Origin of the sequence: Baekduia sp. (assembly GCF_035318805.1) — a bacterium.
Lineage (GTDB): Bacteria > Actinomycetota > Thermoleophilia > Solirubrobacterales > Solirubrobacteraceae > Baekduia.
The window spans coordinates 119,626-135,872 of record NZ_DATHDY010000046.1; the positions used below are offsets into that span (position 1 = coordinate 119,626).

Sequence of the window (16,247 nt, forward strand, 5' to 3'; positions counted from 1 at the left end):
GTCATCGGGCGGTGTAGCCCCCGTCGACCGCGAGCGAGGCTCCGGTCACCGATGCGGCTTCATCGCTGGCAAGGTAGGCGATGGCGGCGGCGACCTCGCCTGGGTCGATCAGGCGCCCGATCGGGATCCGTGCGGCCTCGGCGGCGCGGAACGCGACCGGGTCGGCCTGGTCGTCGACCCAGGTGGTGATCATCGGGGTGTCGGTGAGGCCGGGGGCGACCGCGTTGACCCGGATCCGCTGCGGGGCCAGCTCGACCGCCGCGCCCCGCGTCAGGGTCTGCAGCGCCGCCTTGCTCGCGCCGTACACGGCCAGCGAGTCGACGTAGACGTTCGCCTGCTGCGACGTCACGTTCACGATGCTGCCGCCGCGGCCGGCCATCGCCAGGGCAGCCGCCTGCAGCATCCGCAGCGCCCCGAAGAAGTTGACCGCGAACACGAGCTCCACGTCGGCCATCGGCGTGGTGAGCAGGTCGCTGGTGTAGTCCATGCCCGCGTTGTTGACCAAGATGTCCAGCGGGCCGAACCGCTCCTGCGCGAGCGTCACGGCGGCGGCGGCCGTGCCCGCGTCGTCGATGCTCGCGGCCACGAAGGCGACGCGCTCCTCACCGAGCTCGGCGACCACGCCCTCGCACCGCTCGCGGTTGCGAGCGACCATCACGACCCGCGCCCCCTCGTCCAGCAGGCGCTGCGTCGTGGCCAGGCCGATTCCCTGCGTGGCGCCGGTGACGATCGCGCACCTGCCCTCGAGCCTCATGACGCTCCCTGCGCGTCGCGCGCCTGCCGGGCCAGCGCGTTCAGCCCCAGGAACTCGTAGGCCACGTTGGCGGCGAGCAGCGCGGTCGGCTGCGCGGGGCCGTCGAGCTGCGGCGAGACCTCGACGACGTCGTAGCCGCGGAAGTCCACGCCGGTGAGGCTCCGCACGAAGCGCAGCGCCTCGCGCGGGAGCAGGCCGCCGACCTCGGGCGTTCCGGTCGCCGGGGCGAACCCCGGGTCCACGACGTCGATGTCGAACGACAGGAACGCGGGGGCGTCCCCGACACGCGCGCGGACGCGGTCGCCGTACTCGGCCGGCGTGAGCGCCGCCAGCTCCTCGCACGGGATCACGTCGAAGCCGAGATCGCGTGCGTTCTCCCATTCGCGGTCGTCGTAGATCGACCCGCGCATGCCCGCCATCACCGACCGCTCGGGCTGCAGGAGGCCCTCTTCGACCGCACGGCGAAACGGCGTGCCGTGGAAGTAGCGCTGGCCGTAGTAGGCGTCTCCGGTGTCGACGTGGGCGTCCAGGAGCACCAGCGCGACGGGGCCGTGCACCGCGGCGTGGGCACGCAGCTCGCCCAGCACGATCGTGTGGTCGCCGCCGAGCACGATCGGCGTGACGCCGGCGCGCACGACGCGCTCGAGCCCCGCGGCGATCTGACCCAGCGACGTGACGGCGTCGCCGGGGGTGATCTCGAGGTCGCCGGCGTCGACCACCGACTGATCGGCGAAGGCGTCCACCTCGAGGTTGGCGTTGTACGGACGCAGCAGCGTCGACCCCGAGCGGACGGCCTCGGGTCCGAACCGCGCGCCGACGCGGAAGCTGGTTCCGGTGTCGAACGGGACGCCCAGGACCGCGACGTCGACACCGCGCATGTCGGTGACGTGCGGGCAGCGGGCGAACGTCCTGATGCCCGTGTAGCGCGGGGCGCGGAGGGCATCGGCCGGTCCGTACGGCGGGCCCTGGGTCACGTGGTCAGAAGTGGCGGTCATGCGTGGGACAACTCTCTCTGCGGGGGGCGAAGGCGGCATCCGACAAGTTGGCTCAAAGCGCGGGGACCCCATCCACGGATGTGTGGGCTGCAACCGCCGCACGCGGCGGGCGGTCGATCAGCCGCCGGTCGCCGTCGAGGTGCGCGGTCCCGTAGCGGTGCAGCCGGAGGCTGAGCTCCAGCAGGAACCGGTCCTGCGAGCTCTCCAGCGAACGGCCGGCCAGCTCCTCGATCTTGCGCAGGCGGTAGAGCAGCGAGTGGCGGTTGAGAAACAGCCGCCGCGCCGAGGCGCTCGTGTTGCCCTTCTCGTCGAGGAACACCTCGAGGGTCTGCAGCAGGTTGCGTCCCGTCCGCTCGTCGTAGTCCACCAGCGGCGCGACCAGCGCGTACGCGACGCCGGCCGCGTAGTCGTCGTCGCCCAGGGCGCCGAGCACCATGTAGGGCCCGAGCCGGTGCGGGTCGGCCACCGGCTCCTCGGAGGCGAAGCTGCGGGCCACGCGCAGCGCCCGCTCCGCCTCGGCCAGCATGCGTGGCGCGTCGCGCAGCGGCGCCGCGCCCTCCGCCAGGCCCCAGGCCACCGTGCCGTCGGCGTACTGCTGCGCGACCTGCCGCACCAGCGCGTGGAGCCGCGCCGCGCTCTCGGCCGCTGCGGGGGCCGCGAGCACGGTCGCGTCGCCGATCGTGCACTCGACGAGCTCGAGGCCGGCTCGCCGCGCCCGCTGACGCAGGCTCTCCAGCGCGCCGAGGATCGACGGGCTCTGGCGTGCGACCGCGAGCTCCCAGGGGTCTGCGAGCTCCATGGCCAGGCCCCGGGCGCGGTCGGCCACGGCGTGCTGCTCGGCGCCGGAGAGCAGGTCACGGAGGATGTCTGACTGGGCGCCGTCGGCGGTCGCGTGCACCCGGAGCATCTCGATGGCGACCGACTCGGCGGCCACCTCCAGCGCGCGCGCCTCCAGCGGCGGCGGGACGGCGTCGTCGCCCGCCTCGCCGAGCAGTGCGACGAAGCCGAGCGCGCGCCCGCGCGCGCTCGCGCGCAGTCCCCACGCCGGGCCCATCCACGGAGCGGGCAGGTCGCGGAAGCTCTGGGGGCGCTGCGCCGCGAGCAGCTCGATGAGCGCGTCCTGGCGCTGCGGATCCGCCGCGGTGGCGACGTCGTCGAGCGTCGGCAGCCGCCGTCCGTCCACGGCGCGTGCCCCGGCAGGACCATGGCCGACCAGCCGGAAGCTGCGATCGAAGATCAGCGCGGGCCGGCCCGTGCAGCGCTCGAGCTCCGCCGCCAGGCCGTCGAAGCTGTCACCTTCGAGCAGGGCCCGGTTGCAGCTCTGCTGGAGCCCACCCGGTCCGTCGAGCTCTGCGCGGTAGCGCGACGCGACGACCTCGTCGAGCACGGCGCGGCTGACGTCGGTGAAGCACAGCGACCACGGCAGCCGCAGGAGCGGCAGCCCGGCGGCGTCGGCGGCCTCGCAGACCGACCTGGGGATCTCCTCGTCGAACGGCCGGCTGATGCACAGCGCCGCGATGTCGCGCGCCGCCAGCGTCGTGACGAACTCCGCCAGCTCCGCCTCCGAGCACCCGACGCCGGTGGTGAGGACGAGCTCACCCGCCCGCGCGAACTCCGCGGCGGGCCAATGGATGACCGTCACCCACGACACGGGCCGCTCGCCGACCAGCCGGCCGCCGGCGAGCACCTCGGCGCGATCCAACGGCGCCACCGTCAGCAGCATTCCCACATACGGTTCCAATCGGCTCGACTCCTCAGCGCGCTCCGGTGGATGGAGGCGGTAAGGTAGCAATTGTTCGACAATCGAACAACCGACAAACGTGGAGCATGGCCTCTTCTCAGCCGTTCAGCGGGATCCCCAGAATCGAGACCTCATCGGCCGGCGACCAGCTCGCCGGCGAGCTGCGGGCCGCCATCCTGCGCGGTGAGATCGCGCCGGGTGAGGCGCTCCGCGAGGTGGCGATCGCGTCGGCCGCCGACGTCTCGCGCCACACCGTTCGCGAGGCGATCACCGCGCTGGTGCGCGACGGCCTCGCGGTCCACCACCGCCATCGCGGCGCGGTGGTCTTCGAGCCCACCCCGGCCGACGTCGTCGACGTGTTCCGCACCCGCGACGTCCTGGAGCTGAGCGCCGTCGACGCCTGGCAGCACGCTCCCGAGGAGCGCCGCGCGGCCGTGGCCCGCGCCGTCGTCGCCCTCGAGGAGGCGGCCACGGGCCGCGACTGGGTGCTCCTGACCGATCGCGACCTGGAGTTCCACGCGGCGCTGGTCGGCCTGCTCGACAGCGAGCGGATCGACACCTTCTTCCGCACGGTCCTGACGGCGGTGTCGCTGTACTTCTCGATGCTCTACCGCGGCAACCAGGACGAGGAGGACCCACGCCAGATCGCCCGTGAGCACGCGGTGATCCACCACAGCCTGGTGGCGGGCGACGTCGCGCGGGCGCGGACGCTGCTGGCCGAGCTCCTCGACACCAACCGCGACCGGCTGCTGCAGCTGATCTAGCTTCCTGATCGGTTGGCGATCGCGAGGTACTTCACGTCGAGGTACTCGTCGATCCCCTCGGCGCCACCTTCGCGCCCGAGCCCCGAGTCCTTGATGCCGCCGAACGGCGCGGCCGGGTTGGACACCACGCCGACGTTGACGCCGATCATGCCGCTGTCGAGGCGGTCGCCCAGGCGCAGCGCCCGGTCGAGATCGTCGGTGAACACGTAGGACACCAGGCCGTAGGGCGTGGCGTTGGCGCGCACGACGACCTCGTCCTCGTCGCGGAACGTCACGACCGGCGCGACCGGCCCGAAGATCTCCTCGTGCAGGATCCGCGCGTCGGCGGCGACGCCCGTCAGCACCGTCGGGCGGTAGAAGTGGCCGGCGCCGGGAACCGGCTCGCCGCCCACGACCGCCCGTGCCCCGCGGTCCACGGCGTCGCGCACGAGCGCGTCGACGCCCTGCACGGCGACGTCGTCGATGAGCGGCCCGACCTGCACGCCGGGCTCGGTGCCGCGCCCGACGCGCAGGCCGGCCAGCCCCTCCGCGAGGCCCGCGGTGAACGCGTCGGCCACGTCGGCGTGGACGTAGAAGCGGTTGGCCGCGATGCACGACTCGCCGATGTTGCGCATCTTGGCGACCACCGCGCCCGCCACGGCCTGCTCGAGATCCGCATCGGGGAAGACGATGAACGGCGCGTTGCCGCCGAGCTCCATGGAGACGCGCATCAGCCGGCGACCGCACTGCTCGGAGAGCGACCGGCCGACGGGCGTCGAGCCGGTGAACGACAGCTTGCGGGCCCGGCCGTCTTCGATCAGCGGCGTGATGACGCCGCGCGCGTCGGTCGTGGGGACGACGCCGACCACGCCGTCGGGCAGTCCGCAGTCGCGCAGGATCTGCACGAGCGCGAGGCTCGCCAGCGGGGTCTGCGCCGCCGGCTTGAGGATCGCGGTGCAGCCGGCGGCCAGCGCCGGGGCGAGCTTCCGCGTGCCCATCGCCAGCGGGAAGTTCCAGGGCGTGATCAGCAGGCAGGGGCCGACGGGCTGGCGCGTGGTGAGCATCCGCAGCGTCCCCTCCGGCGAGGTCGCGTAGCGGCCGCCGATCCGCACGGCCTCCTCGGAGAACCAGCGCAGGAACTCCGCCGCGTAGGCGACCTCGCCCCGCGCCTCGGCCAGCGGCTTGCCCATCTCCAACGTGATGAGGAGCGCGAGCGACTCGGCGTCGGCGGTCAGCCGCTCGTAGCAGCGACGCAGGATCTCGGCGCGCTCACGGCTCGGCACGGCCGCCCAGTCGTGCTGGCTGGCGACCGCGAGGTCCAGGGCGGCCACCGCGTCGCCGGCCGACGCCTTCGCCACCTCGCAGAGCACCTGCCCCGTCGACGGGTCGCGCACCGGGAACCGTGCACCCGAAGCCGCGGGTCGCCACCTCCCGATGAACAGCTCCTTGGGGACCGCGTCGATCACGGCGCGCTCCGCGGCGCCGGCGGCGGCGGCGGCGCTCATCAGCGCGCCTCGGCGCCGGCGGGCCGGCGGTCGGCGGCCGCGTCGAGCGCGGCGCGCAGCGCGGCGGCGATCTGCGCGATCTCCGTCTCGGTGATGACGAACGGCGGCGAGATCTGCAGCGACCGGCCGATCAGGCCGCGCACGAGCACGCCCGCCTCGCGGGCGTCCCGCACGACGTCGTCGACGAGTCCCGGGCGCTGACGCAACGCCTCGGCGTCCAGCTCGACGGCGGCGAGCAGGCCGGCGCTGCGGACCTCGGCGACCAGCGGATGCGCCGACAGCGGCGCCAGCGCGGCCTCGAGCACCGGCTCGAGCGCCCCGACGCGTTCGACGAGCCCCTCGCGCTCGATGATGTCGAGGTTGGCCATCGCGGCCGCGCACGCGCTGGGGTGCCCGGAGTAGGTGTAGCCGTGGCGGAAGGGCCCGGCGTCGCCGGCCCACATCGTCTGCCGGACGCGCTCGCCGCAGAGCACCGCGCCGAGGGGGAGGTACCCGGACGTGATGCCCTTCGCGGTGAGGACGAGATCGGGTGTGACGCCGAACCGCTGGCTGGCGAACCACCGGCCCAGACGGCCGAAGCCGGTGACGACCTCGTCGGCGATCAGGAGGACGTCGTGCTCCCGGCAGAGGTCGGCGATCTGCGGCCAGTAGTCGTCGACCGGCGGGTGGACGCCGCCGGCCCCGATCACGGGCTCGCCGATGAACGCGCCGATGGTCGACCCGCGCTGTTCGAAGAGCTCGGCGACCGCGCCGACGTCGTGCGCGGGCACGTGCACGACCTCGCGAACCAGCGGGCCCCAGCCCGCGGCGTTGGCCTCGATGCCGGCGAGGCTCGTGCCGTACGCGTTCATCCCGTGGTAGGCGCCGCCTCGCGCGACGACCGTCGTCCGCTCGGGCCGCCCACGCAGGCTCCAGTAGCGACGGACGATCTTGCCCGCTGTATCGACCGCATCGCTGCCGCCATTGGTGAAGAACACCACAGCGTCGCCGTCGACCGGCGCCAGGGCGGCCACGCGCTCGGCGAGGGCGAGCGCCGGCGGGTTGGCGAACACGTCGAAGGTCTGGTAGGCGGCGAGCGAGGTCATCTGCCGGTGGACCGCATCGGCGATCTCGCGCCGGCCGTGCCCGACGTTGCAGTACCAGAGGCCGGCCGATGCGTCGAGGTAGCGCCTGCCGCCGTCGTCCTCGACGAAGCAGCCTTCTCCGCTCACGAGGTTGACCTCGGCTCCGGAGACGCGGCTCATGTCGGCGAAGGGATGCCAGAGTCGTTGCACGCGAGGCAGTGTGCGATGTCGCCATGCGGGCCGCGACCCACAACGTGGGCAAACGCCTTCGCCCGCTCTTGCACAGTTTCGGCTGCGTCGCTCACCAGGGCCGCGGTAGCGTGCGCGGATGAGCGAGGCCGTCGTGGCGTGCTGCCAACTCGAGATCGTCCTGGGCGATCCCGACGCCAACCGCGCGACGGCAGCGGCGGCGGTTCGGGCTGCAGCGGGCCGCGGCGCGCACATCGTGGTCCTGCCGGAGCTCGCGTCCAGCGGATATGCGTTCACCGACCAGCGCGAGGCCCGCCGCTTCGCCGAGTCCACGAACGGCCCGACGGTCCGGTCGTGGGCGGCGCTCGCCGCGGAGCTCGACATCGTCGTCGTCGGCGGCTTCTGCGAGCAGGGCGCCGACGGACGCCTGCACAACAGCGCGGTCCTCGCCGACTGCAGCGGCGTGCGCGCGATCCATCGCAAGGCGCACCTGTGGGACCGCGAGAAGCTGCTCTTCGCGCCCGGCGACCGGCCGCCTCCGGTGGTGTCCACGGCCTTCGGCCGGCTGGCCATGATGGTGTGCTACGACCTCGAGTTCCCCGAGTACGTGCGCCAGGTCGCCGTCGCCGGCGCGGAGCTGCTCTGCGCCCCGACCAACTGGCCGGCGTTCCCGCGACCCGACGACGAGCGGCCGATGGAGGTCGTGCGAGTGCAGGCGCTCGCGGCGACGAACCGGATCTTCATCGCGGCGTGTGATCGTGCCAGGGAGGAACGCGGCGCCCAGTGGGTGGGCGCGTCGGTCGTCGTCGACCCGGACGGATGGCCGCTGGCCGGTCCGCTCGACGGCCCCGTGGCGGGCGTCGCGCTCGCGTCCTGCCGCCTCGGGCTCGCCCGCGACAAGCGGCTGACCGAACGCAACGACGTCCTCGCCGATCGCCGGCCGGAGCTCTATCGCCTGCCGGCCGTGGCTCGCGCTTCGGCGATCACACCTCCAGATGCGCTCTCGACGTCGCCATGAACGCCCGTGCCGCCGGCGACAGCTCGCGGTCGCGGCGCCGGCCGAGGAAGACCTGGTGGACCAGCGACCGCTCGGCCAGGCCGACGGCCACCGTTCCCTCGCCGGGGGCGCCGGCCTGGGAGGCCGGGAGGATGGCCACCGCGAGGCCTTCCACGACGAGCGCGCGCATGCGTGCGGTGTTGCTGAACTCGAACGCCACCTGCGGCTCGAAGCCCGCCTCCGCCGCGGCGCGCTCCACCAGCGTGCGGATGGTGGCGCCGACCGGGAAGACCGCGAAGCGCTCGGTTCGCAGATCGCGGAGCGCGACGCGCTTGCGCGCCGCCAGCGGATGGCCGCTGCCGACGCACAGCACCAGGCGCTCCTCGTCGACCAGCAGGAGCTCGAGCTGCCGGCGGTCGTCCTCCCCCACCGCGGTGAGGAGCGCCACGTCCAGCGTGTCGGCCCGCAGCCGCCGCGCGAGCTCCAAGCTGAGCGCGTCGCGGACGTCGAGCTCGACGCCTGGGTGACTGCGATGGAACGCCGCCACCAACGCCACCACGTCGACCGGTCCAGGTGTCGCGCTGACGCCGAACCTGACACGGCCCCGGAGCAGCTGACGCAGATCCTGCGCGTCGGCCCGCGCGGCCTCGAGCTCGTCGAGGATGCGCCGAGCGCGCTCGACCAGCCGCTCGCCGGCGTCGGTCAGCGACACGCGCCGCGAGGTGCGATCGACGAGCGGGACCCCGAGCTCGACCTCCAGCGACCGGATCTGCCGCGAGAGCGCGGGTTGCGCGACGTTGGCACGCGCGGCAGCGCGCGTGAAATGCCGCTCCTCGGCCAGGGCCACCAGGTACCGCAGCTGCCGGATCTCCATGCCGCAACGGTATTGAAGCAAGATCATCTATGTCTTGGACTTCAGGCGGGCCAAGCACGAGCCTCCCGATCAGACCACGTCGGCGGGCCCCTCCCCCTCCCCTGCAGGCCCGCCGGCGTGCGTCCTCCCCACGGTCGAAGGGTGTCGTCGCAGCTCTCGACGCCTTCGTCGCCCTGGCGGCCATTTCCGGCCCGAGCGTGCGCGTGCCGGGACGGCAGCCCCGTGACAGACTCACCGCATGAGCATCGTGGTCGTCGACGCGCCAACCCTCGGCGAGGGCTGGCTGCGCGTCTCGCGCGCGATCCTCCAGCGCAGCGCGCTCGCGAGCTACGACGACCAGCCGACCCGCGAGCTCGCGCTCCTCACCCTCGCCGTCGAGCACCCGTCGTCCGACGATCCCATCATCGCCGAGCTCGGCGACGCCGAGTGGCTGGCGTGGATGCACGAGAACTTCTTCGTCCAGAAGGACGTGCCCGAGCTCGGCGACGCCAAGAGCTACGCCGTGCGGCTGTTCAACTACGCGGGCGCCGGCCGCGACCAGATCGCGTGGGTCGTCGAGCGGTTGCGCTCCGACCCCGCGTCGCGATCGGCGACCATCACGACCTTCCAGCCGTTGACCGACACGGCCTACGTCCCGTGCGTGAGCATGCTCGACTTCTGGCTGCCCGGCGGCGCGCTGGAACTCGTCGTCTACGCCCACAGCCTCGACTTCGGCAAGAAGGCCTACGGCAACCTCGTCGAGCTGGCCCGCCTCCAGGAGCACGTCGCGACCGAGCTCGGCGCCGCGCTCGGCCGCCTGACCGTGCACGCCAAGTCGGCCCACGTCTACCAGCCCGAGTGGGCGCTGATGGCGCAGCTCGCAGACGTGGCCGATCCGGTGGCGTAGGACGCCGCGGGCAGCGCCGCGGCGTCCGGGGATCTCACGCGGCCGAAGCCGCAGCCTCCGAGTAGCCGAGGCCGGCCGCGACGCGGCCTCCGAGCTCGGCATCCACGTTCGTCCAGTACTCGATCACGCGCCGCTGGACGTCCGCGGAGACGCGGTCGCCCGCGTGCGCGACGATGTTCGTGACGAGGTGGTCGCGGTCGGTCGGAGTCATCACGTCGCGGTACAGCGCCCGGGGCTGGACGAAGTCGTCGTCGTCGGCGTGCTTCTCGTAGGCGTAGCGACCGATCTCCGCCGCCTCGACCGACCAGCTGGGCAGCTCCTTGCTCGGATCGGCCCGCGGGCCCCCGTAGGAGTTCGGCGAGTAGACGGGCTGCGCGCCGGCGTGCCGGTACGTCATCGCGCCGTCCTTGTTGTAGGAGTGCACGGGGCACTGCGGCGCGTTGATGGGCAGCTGCTCGTAGTTGGCGCCGATGCGGTGCAGGTGCGTGTCGTGGTAGGAGAAGACCCGCCCCATCAGCATCTTGTCCGGGCTCAGGCCGATCCCGGGCACCAGCCTCGCGGGCGCGAACCCGGACTGCTCCACTTCGGCGAAGTGGTTGGCGGGGTTGCGGTCGAGGACCATGCGGCCGATCGTGATCGGCGGGTAGTCGGCGTGCGGCCAGACCTTGGTCAGGTCGAACGGGTTGAAGCGGTAGTCCGCGGCGTCCTCGAAGGGCATGATCTGCATCTCCAGGCGCCACTCGGGGGCGTCGCCGGCGGCGATCGCGTCCCAGAGGTCGCGACGGAGGAAGTCGGGATCCTCGCTGACCATCGCATCGGCCTCGGCCAGCGTGAAGTTCTCGACCCCCTGGACGGTCTTGAAGTGGTACTTGACCCAGAACCGCTCGCCGCCGGCGTTCTTCCAGGAGTACGTGTGGCTGCTGTAGCCGTTCATGCGCCGGTAGGCGCGCGGCGTGCCGCGGTCGGACATCAGGATCGTCACCTGGTGCGCCGTCTCCGGTGACAGCGTCCAGAAGTCCCACTGCGCGTCGTTGGACCGCATCCCGGTGTCCGCCATCCGCTTCTGTGAGTGGATGAAGTCCTCGAACTTGCTCGCGTCACGGACGAAGAACGTCGGCGTGTTGTTCCCGACGAGGTCGTAGTTGCCCTCGTCGGTGTAGAACTTCAGCGCGAAGCCGCGCGGGTCGCGCACGGTGTCGGCGCTGCCCAGCTCGCCGGCGACCTGCGAGAAGCGCGCGAACATCGGCGTGCGCTTGCCGACCTCCGACAGGAAGCTTGCGCTCGTCCACTCGGTGACGTCCGCGGTCACCTCGAAGAATCCGTGCGCCCCACTGCCCTTGGCGTGCACGACGCGCTCGGGGATGCGCTCGCGGTTGAAGTGCTGGATCTTCTGCACGAGGTGGTGGTCGTGCAGCACCGTCGGGCCGCCCGGGCCGACCGTCAGCGAGAACTCGTCGCTGGGCGTCGGGATCCCGGAGTCGTTGGTGGCGGTGGGTGGACGTAGGTCGTCGGTCATGGAAGCGGCCTCCTGGCGCGTTGCGGAACGTTCGAGTGGTTGCGTCGGTGCAGAGTTGATGTGGGCCCGGTGCCGCGTGAGCGGCATCCGCGATCACCTGATCGACGGGGCATGTCGCCGGCCGTCGGTCTCACTCGCGGAAGCCGGAGTTCGCGATGTAGTCGCAGAAGTTGGGCTTGACGTAGCCGGGGACCTTGGCCTCGAGGATGTCGGTGTTCATCGTCCCGAAGGTCGTCTCGGGCTTGAAGCGCATCCCGTCGGCGAACGCCTCGACGATGCCCGCCTTGAAGCCCGTGCGCGGGTGGGCGGCGACGACCTCGTCGCGCACCGCCGCGGCCACGTCGTCGAACCCCTGGCCGAGGACGTCGAGCTCGACGCCGGCGGTCACCAGCGCCACCTCGGGCTGCTTGTAGCGGGGGATCTCCGGCGTGGTGTGGAGGGCGATGGACTCCCAGACCGTCATCACGTCCTGCTCCGGGACACCCCGCTCCTCGAGGAACCGCCGGGCCGCGTTGGCCCCGTCGATCTCGAACCGCTCGTCGGGGCTGCGGTGGCCCTCGACGAGCCCGATGTCGTGGAACATCGCCCCGACGTAGAGCAGCTCGGGGTCGAACTGGAGTCCGCGCTCGGCACCGACCAGTGAACCCCAGAGGAAGACCCGCCGCGAGTGGTCGTACAGCAGTTGCGTAGACGTGTCACGCACGAACTGCGTGACGTCCTCCGCGAGGCTGCTGTCCGGGATCCTGATCCCGGCGATGGTCGTGACGGGTCGGTGAAGGTCGGTCATGGGATCGGTTGAACTCCCTTGAGACGCTGTGGGTCGATCCCGAGGCTATGGCGGGCCGGCGCGGCGATGTGTGGCCGAAGGTCCGGTGCGACCTGGCCGAAGGTCATCGCGTGCCGTGCGGCCGTGCGTCCTGGTCGCCGCGCCGCGCTCGGCGAGTTACAGTCGGCAGTACGTCCTGCCCGCTGGAAAGGAGCCTCCCGTGCCCGTCGACCCGAAGCGCACCGCGGTCGTGCTGATCGAGTACCAGAACGACTTCACGTCGGACGGAGGTGCGCTCCACGGCGCGGTGCAGGGCGTGATGGAGAAGACCGGCATGCTCGAGAACACGCGCCGGCTCGCGGAGGCCGCGCGCGCGGCCGGCGCGACGATCGTCCACGCGCCCATCACCTTCGCCCCGGGCTACGGCGAGCTGTCGGACCACCCGTACGGCATCCTCAAGGGCGTCGTCGACTCCACGGCGTTCGTCAAGGGCGAGTGGGGCGCGGAGATCGTCGACGCGCTCGCGCCCCAGGCGGGCGACGTCGTCGTCGAGGGCAAGCGCGGCCTGGACACGTTCGCCACGACGAACCTCGACTTCATCCTGCGCGCACGTGGCATCACCACCATCGCGCTCGGCGGCTTCCTGACGAACTGCTGCGTCGAGTCCACGATGCGGACCGGCTACGAGAAGGGCTACGAGGTCATCACGCTGTCGGACTGCGTCGCGGCGACGTCACACGAGGAGCATGAGAACGCGATCCGGTTCGACTACCCGATGTTCTCCGACGTCATGACGTCGGACGCGTTCACCGATCAGTTGCACGGCGCCCCGGTCGCGGCGGACTGACGGACCCGCCTACCGGCCCGGGAAGGCGAGCCCCACGCCGTCCGAGACGGCCGCGGGCCACCGCTCCGTCACCACCTTCGCCCGCGTGTAGAAGTCGAAGCCCTCCTCGCCGTACAGATGGCGGTCTCCGAACAGTGAGTCCTTCCACCCGCCGAAGCTGTAGAACGCCACCGGGACGGGGATCGGGACGTTCACGCCGACCATCCCGGCCGTGACCTTCCGCTTGAAGTGCCGGGCCACCCCGCCGTCGGAGGTGAACACCGCCGCGCCGTTGCCGTACGGGTTGGCGTTCACCAGGGCGAGCGCCTCGTCGAGCGTCTCGGTGCGCAGCATGATGAGCACCGGCCCGAAGATCTCCTCGCGATAGACCTCCATCGAGGGTGCCACGTGGTCGATGAGCGTCGGACCGACGAAGAACCCGTCCTCGTGGCCCTTCACGCTCACGTCACGGCCGTCGCTGACGACCGCCGCACCCTCGCGCTCCGCCGAGCCGATGGCGTCGTGGACGCGGTCGCGCGCAGCGCCGCTCACGAGCGGACCCATCTCGGCGTCGACGTCGCTGGCCGGACCGGTCCGGATCGCCCCGAGGCGCTCCTGCACCTTCGCGGCCAGGGCGTCGCCGACGCCGCCCACCGCGACGAGGGTCGAGATGGCCATGCAGCGCTGCCCGGTCGATCCGTACGCCGCGGAGGTCACGGCGTCGGCCGCGACGTCCAGGTCGGCGTCCGGCAACACCACCATGTGGTTCTTGGCTCCGCCCAGCGCCTGCGCACGCTTGCCGGCGGCGGTGGCCCGCTCGTACACGTACTTCGCGATCGGCGTCGAGCCGACGAAGCTCACCGAGGCGACGTCGGGATGCGTGCAGAGCGCGTCCACGGCGACCTTGTCGCCGTGGACGACGTTCAGGACGCCGGGCGGGATCCCCGCCTCCGATGCCAGCTCGGCCAGGTAGCGCGGCGCCGACGGATCGCGCTCGGACGGCTTCAGCACGAAGGCGTTCCCAGCCGCCAGGGCGACCGGGAACATCCACAACGGCACCATCGCGGGGAAGTTGAACGGCGTGATGCCCACGCAGACGCCCAGTGGCTGACGCATGGAGTACACGTCGACCCCGGTCGCCACCTGGTCGCTGTAGCGCCCGCGGACGACGAGCGAGGCCGAGCACGCGAGATCGACGACCTCGAGTCCTCGCTGGAGCTCCCCCATCGCGTCTGACTGGACCTTGCCGTGCTCTGCCCCGATGAGCTCGATGAGCTCGGCACGCCGGTCCCAGATCAGGTTGCGCATCGTCCGCAGGCGCTCGACGCGCTTGGGCAGCGGAACCTCGCCCCACAGCTCGGCGGCCGCGGCGGCCGACGCGACCGCCCGGTCGACCAGGGCCTCGTCGGCGAGCTCGACCCTGCGCACGCCGCGCCCCAGCGCCGGATCGGTGATGGCGAGGGTCCGGCCCCCACCGGCCACGGGCGCCCCGTCGATCCAGTGCGTGACGAGCGCCGGGTCGGCGCCGTCGCCCGTCGCGGCCTGCGAGGCGATGCTCAGCGTCTCGCTCATCGCGCCGGCGCCAGCAGCGAGGACAGAAACGGCGTGCTGTAGTCGAACCACACCGGGTCGGGCCCAGGGCCCCACCGGTTCAGGCTCGTCGCGTCGTTCGGCCAGTCCTTGGGCGAGTACGTCGCCTCGTCCTCGACCTTGAGGATGTCGGAGAAGCACTCGACCATCGAGCCGTCGGCGTCCTCGAAGTAGCAGAAGAGGTTCGCTCCCGGCCCGTGCCGGCCCGGTCCCCAGATCAACCGGACGCCGTGCTGGATGGCGTGGTCGGCGAGCGCCTCGAACGAGCCCCAGCCTTCGAGCTCGAAGGCGTAGTGGTTGACGCCCGAGGACTCCCCGGTGACCAGGCCGATGCCGTGGTGGTCGGTGTTGCAGCGCAGCCAGGCGAGGACGCCCGGGATGCGATCCGAGACGCGGAAGCCCAACGTCTCCGTCAGCACCTGCTCGAGCGCCGCCGTATCGGTGGACGCCAGCGTCACGTGCCCGAACTTCTTGGGACGCACGCCGTGCACCGGATACGCGTCATCGGCCACCGCGGCCACGCCCGCGCAGAGCTCGAAGGTCGGCCCCTCCGGGACGTCGATCCACAGCGTGCGCTCGATGCCCGGGTGCTGTTGCCGGTCGAAGTCCACCGCGAGGCCGGCCTGCGTCGCCCGCTCGGCCACGGCCTCGAGCGCCGCCGGATCGGCGACGTCGAGCCCGATCGAGGAGCAGGCGTGCACGTCGCCCTGCGTCAGGCGGAGCTGGTGATGACGCGCGTTGGACGTGAGGTACGCGACGCCGTCCGCCTGCGCCTCGAGGCGGAGACCGACCACGTCCTGCGCGAAGGCGACGGATCGCTCGAGGTCGGTCACCGTGAAGGCGATGTGCCCGATGCGCGAGATCATCGGGCGGTCACCGCCGTGGTGGCGCGCTCGGCGTCCCGCGCCGGCCGCTCGATGATCGGGGTCGTCAACCTGCCGATGCCCTCGATCTCGGTCTCCATGAGGTCGCCGGGCTTGAGCCGGACGACGGGGTCGCGCTTGAACCCGACGCCGGCGGGGGTGCCCGTGGCGATGATGTCTCCCGGCTCGAGCGTGATGTACCGGCTGATGTACTCGACCAGCGTCGCGACCGGGAAGATCATCTCGGCCGTGCTCGCCTCCTGGAGGACCTCGCCGTTGAGCGTGAGCTTGAGCGCCAGGGCCTGCGGATCGGGCACCTCGTCGGCCAGGACCAGCGCAGGCCCGCAGGGTGCCGTGCGATCGATGGCCTTGCCGGTGGTCCACTGCGGAGAGCGGAGCTGGACGTCGCGGGCGCTCACGTCGTTGAACGGCATGTAGCCCGCGACGTACTCGAGGGCGTCGGCGGCGGCCACACCCGAGGCGCGCCGCCCGATGACGACCCCGAGCTCGGCCTCGTAGTCCCACTCGTCGCTGAGATCGGAGACCTCGACCGCCTGCCCGTCTCCGATCAGCGCGTTGCGAAACTTGGCGAAGAGCACCGGATAGTCCGGGACGGCCATCTGCGCCTCGGCGGCGTGCTCGCGGTAGTTGAGCCCGACGCAGATGATCTTGTCGGGATCCGGCACCGGCGGGCCGAGGGTCACCGACGCCAGGTGCAGGCCCTCGTCGGCGAGCCCCGCCGCGGCGCCGTCGAGCGCCGCGAGATCGCCGGCGCCGAGCCCGATCAAGGCGCGGACGCTGCTCAGCGTGCTGGCGTCGGGCAGCGAGGCCTGCTCTGCGGCCGTCACGGCGTCGACGATCCGCTCGCCGACGAGGATGCCGGCGCGCAGCCCGTCAGGGGATTCATACGTAACGAGTCTCATGATGCTCTCCTTGTC

Annotated in this window: 15 protein-coding genes; 4 read left to right on the forward strand and 11 right to left on the reverse strand. The window is 72.1% G+C overall.

Features of this window, described 5'->3' with window-relative positions; translation table 11 throughout:
- Position 1: 1 nt before the first annotated feature.
- The 3 genes from VK501_RS11215 to VK501_RS11225 are packed head-to-tail and all read right to left on the reverse strand — an operon-like array spanning position 2 to position 3,472.
- Positions 2-754: a glucose 1-dehydrogenase gene (locus VK501_RS11215; protein WP_324337498.1), complete on the reverse strand. Its 753-nt coding sequence runs from the start codon at positions 752-754 to the stop codon at positions 2-4.
- Positions 751-1,749 (reverse strand): agmatinase, encoded by a 999-nt coding sequence (speB, locus tag VK501_RS11220; protein ID WP_324337499.1) that lies wholly within the window; start codon positions 1,747-1,749, stop codon positions 751-753. The genes VK501_RS11215 and speB overlap by 4 nt, the downstream gene beginning before the upstream one ends.
- A 52-nt stretch (positions 1,750-1,801) precedes the next feature.
- Positions 1,802-3,472: a PucR family transcriptional regulator gene (locus VK501_RS11225; protein WP_324337500.1), complete on the reverse strand. Its 1,671-nt coding sequence runs from the start codon at positions 3,470-3,472 to the stop codon at positions 1,802-1,804.
- A gap of 104 nt (positions 3,473-3,576) precedes the next feature.
- Between VK501_RS11225 and VK501_RS11230 the strand changes: the two genes are divergently transcribed.
- Complete coding sequence (locus VK501_RS11230; protein ID WP_324337501.1) at positions 3,577-4,254, forward strand: GntR family transcriptional regulator; 678 nt, start codon at positions 3,577-3,579, stop codon at positions 4,252-4,254.
- Here VK501_RS11230 and VK501_RS11235 read toward each other — a convergent pair.
- Positions 4,251-5,738: an NAD-dependent succinate-semialdehyde dehydrogenase gene (locus VK501_RS11235; protein ID WP_324337502.1), complete on the reverse strand. Its 1,488-nt coding sequence runs from the start codon at positions 5,736-5,738 to the stop codon at positions 4,251-4,253. The two genes, VK501_RS11230 and VK501_RS11235, sit on opposite strands and share 4 nt — an antisense overlap.
- Entirely contained in the window at positions 5,738-6,982 is a 1,245-nt protein-coding gene (locus tag VK501_RS11240) for an aspartate aminotransferase family protein (RefSeq protein WP_324337503.1), read from the reverse strand. The genes VK501_RS11235 and VK501_RS11240 overlap by 1 nt, the downstream gene beginning before the upstream one ends.
- A gap of 148 nt (positions 6,983-7,130) precedes the next feature.
- Between VK501_RS11240 and VK501_RS11245 the strand changes: the two genes are divergently transcribed.
- The gene (locus tag VK501_RS11245) at positions 7,131-8,009 is read left to right on the forward strand and encodes a nitrilase-related carbon-nitrogen hydrolase (protein WP_324337504.1); all 879 of its coding nucleotides are present in this window, start codon (positions 7,131-7,133) and stop codon (positions 8,007-8,009) included.
- Here the strand turns inward: VK501_RS11245 and VK501_RS11250 are convergent.
- Entirely contained in the window at positions 7,975-8,862 is an 888-nt protein-coding gene (locus VK501_RS11250) for a LysR family transcriptional regulator (RefSeq protein ID WP_324337505.1), read from the reverse strand. The genes VK501_RS11245 and VK501_RS11250 overlap by 35 nt on opposite strands.
- A gap of 238 nt (positions 8,863-9,100) precedes the next feature.
- On the opposite strand from VK501_RS11250, the gene VK501_RS11255 reads away from it, so the two are divergent.
- Complete coding sequence (locus tag VK501_RS11255; RefSeq protein WP_324337506.1) at positions 9,101-9,748, forward strand: thymidylate synthase; 648 nt, start codon at positions 9,101-9,103, stop codon at positions 9,746-9,748.
- 34 nt (positions 9,749-9,782) lie between these two features.
- Here the strand turns inward: VK501_RS11255 and VK501_RS11260 are convergent, their stop codons facing one another.
- A complete protein-coding gene (locus VK501_RS11260) occupies positions 9,783-11,264 on the reverse strand; it encodes a catalase (RefSeq protein ID WP_324337507.1) in 1,482 nt (493 codons plus the stop codon).
- 130 nt (positions 11,265-11,394) lie between these two features.
- Positions 11,395-12,051, reverse strand: a complete 657-nt coding sequence (locus VK501_RS11265) for an HD domain-containing protein (RefSeq protein ID WP_324337508.1) — start codon at positions 12,049-12,051, stop codon at positions 11,395-11,397.
- 199 nt (positions 12,052-12,250) lie between these two features.
- Between VK501_RS11265 and VK501_RS11270 the strand changes: the two genes are divergently transcribed.
- Entirely contained in the window at positions 12,251-12,877 is a 627-nt protein-coding gene (locus VK501_RS11270) for a cysteine hydrolase (RefSeq protein ID WP_324337509.1), read from the forward strand.
- 9 nt (positions 12,878-12,886) lie between these two features.
- Here VK501_RS11270 and VK501_RS11275 read toward each other — a convergent pair whose 3' ends face one another.
- Genes VK501_RS11275 through VK501_RS11285 form a run of 3 tightly spaced genes read right to left on the reverse strand, consistent with a single transcriptional unit; the run spans position 12,887 to position 16,232 of the window.
- Complete coding sequence (locus VK501_RS11275; protein WP_324337510.1) at positions 12,887-14,428, reverse strand: CoA-acylating methylmalonate-semialdehyde dehydrogenase; 1,542 nt, start codon at positions 14,426-14,428, stop codon at positions 12,887-12,889.
- The gene (locus VK501_RS11280) at positions 14,425-15,312 is read right to left on the reverse strand and encodes a VOC family protein (protein ID WP_324337511.1); all 888 of its coding nucleotides are present in this window, start codon (positions 15,310-15,312) and stop codon (positions 14,425-14,427) included. The genes VK501_RS11275 and VK501_RS11280 overlap by 4 nt, the downstream gene beginning before the upstream one ends.
- Positions 15,309-16,232 carry a fumarylacetoacetate hydrolase family protein gene (locus tag VK501_RS11285; RefSeq protein ID WP_324337512.1) on the reverse strand — a complete coding sequence of 308 codons (924 nt, stop codon included), beginning with the start codon at positions 16,230-16,232 and terminating at the stop codon, positions 15,309-15,311. The genes VK501_RS11280 and VK501_RS11285 overlap by 4 nt, the downstream gene beginning before the upstream one ends.
- Between the last annotated feature and the right edge of the window lie 15 nt (positions 16,233-16,247).

What these genes read in the sequence shown, in the direction of transcription:
- VK501_RS11215 (WP_324337498.1), bottom strand. Translation starts at nt 754, where the DNA reads ATGAGGCTCGAGGGCAGGTGCGCGATCGTCACCGGCGCCACGCAGGGA.
- speB (WP_324337499.1), bottom strand. Translation starts at nt 1,749, where the DNA reads ATGACCGCCACTTCTGACCACGTGACCCAGGGCCCGCCGTACGGACCG.
- VK501_RS11225 (WP_324337500.1), bottom strand. Translation starts at nt 3,472, where the DNA reads ATGCTGCTGACGGTGGCGCCGTTGGATCGCGCCGAGGTGCTCGCCGGC.
- VK501_RS11230 (WP_324337501.1), top strand. Translation starts at nt 3,577, where the DNA reads ATGGCCTCTTCTCAGCCGTTCAGCGGGATCCCCAGAATCGAGACCTCA.
- VK501_RS11235 (WP_324337502.1), bottom strand. Translation starts at nt 5,738, where the DNA reads ATGAGCGCCGCCGCCGCCGCCGGCGCCGCGGAGCGCGCCGTGATCGAC.
- VK501_RS11240 (WP_324337503.1), bottom strand. Translation starts at nt 6,982, where the DNA reads ATGAGCCGCGTCTCCGGAGCCGAGGTCAACCTCGTGAGCGGAGAAGGC.
- VK501_RS11245 (WP_324337504.1), top strand. Translation starts at nt 7,131, where the DNA reads ATGAGCGAGGCCGTCGTGGCGTGCTGCCAACTCGAGATCGTCCTGGGC.
- VK501_RS11250 (WP_324337505.1), bottom strand. Translation starts at nt 8,862, where the DNA reads ATGGAGATCCGGCAGCTGCGGTACCTGGTGGCCCTGGCCGAGGAGCGG.
- VK501_RS11255 (WP_324337506.1), top strand. Translation starts at nt 9,101, where the DNA reads ATGAGCATCGTGGTCGTCGACGCGCCAACCCTCGGCGAGGGCTGGCTG.
- VK501_RS11260 (WP_324337507.1), bottom strand. Translation starts at nt 11,264, where the DNA reads ATGACCGACGACCTACGTCCACCCACCGCCACCAACGACTCCGGGATC.
- VK501_RS11265 (WP_324337508.1), bottom strand. Translation starts at nt 12,051, where the DNA reads ATGACCGACCTTCACCGACCCGTCACGACCATCGCCGGGATCAGGATC.
- VK501_RS11275 (WP_324337510.1), bottom strand. Translation starts at nt 14,428, where the DNA reads ATGAGCGAGACGCTGAGCATCGCCTCGCAGGCCGCGACGGGCGACGGC.
- VK501_RS11280 (WP_324337511.1), bottom strand. Translation starts at nt 15,312, where the DNA reads ATGATCTCGCGCATCGGGCACATCGCCTTCACGGTGACCGACCTCGAG.
- VK501_RS11285 (WP_324337512.1), bottom strand. Translation starts at nt 16,232, where the DNA reads ATGAGACTCGTTACGTATGAATCCCCTGACGGGCTGCGCGCCGGCATC.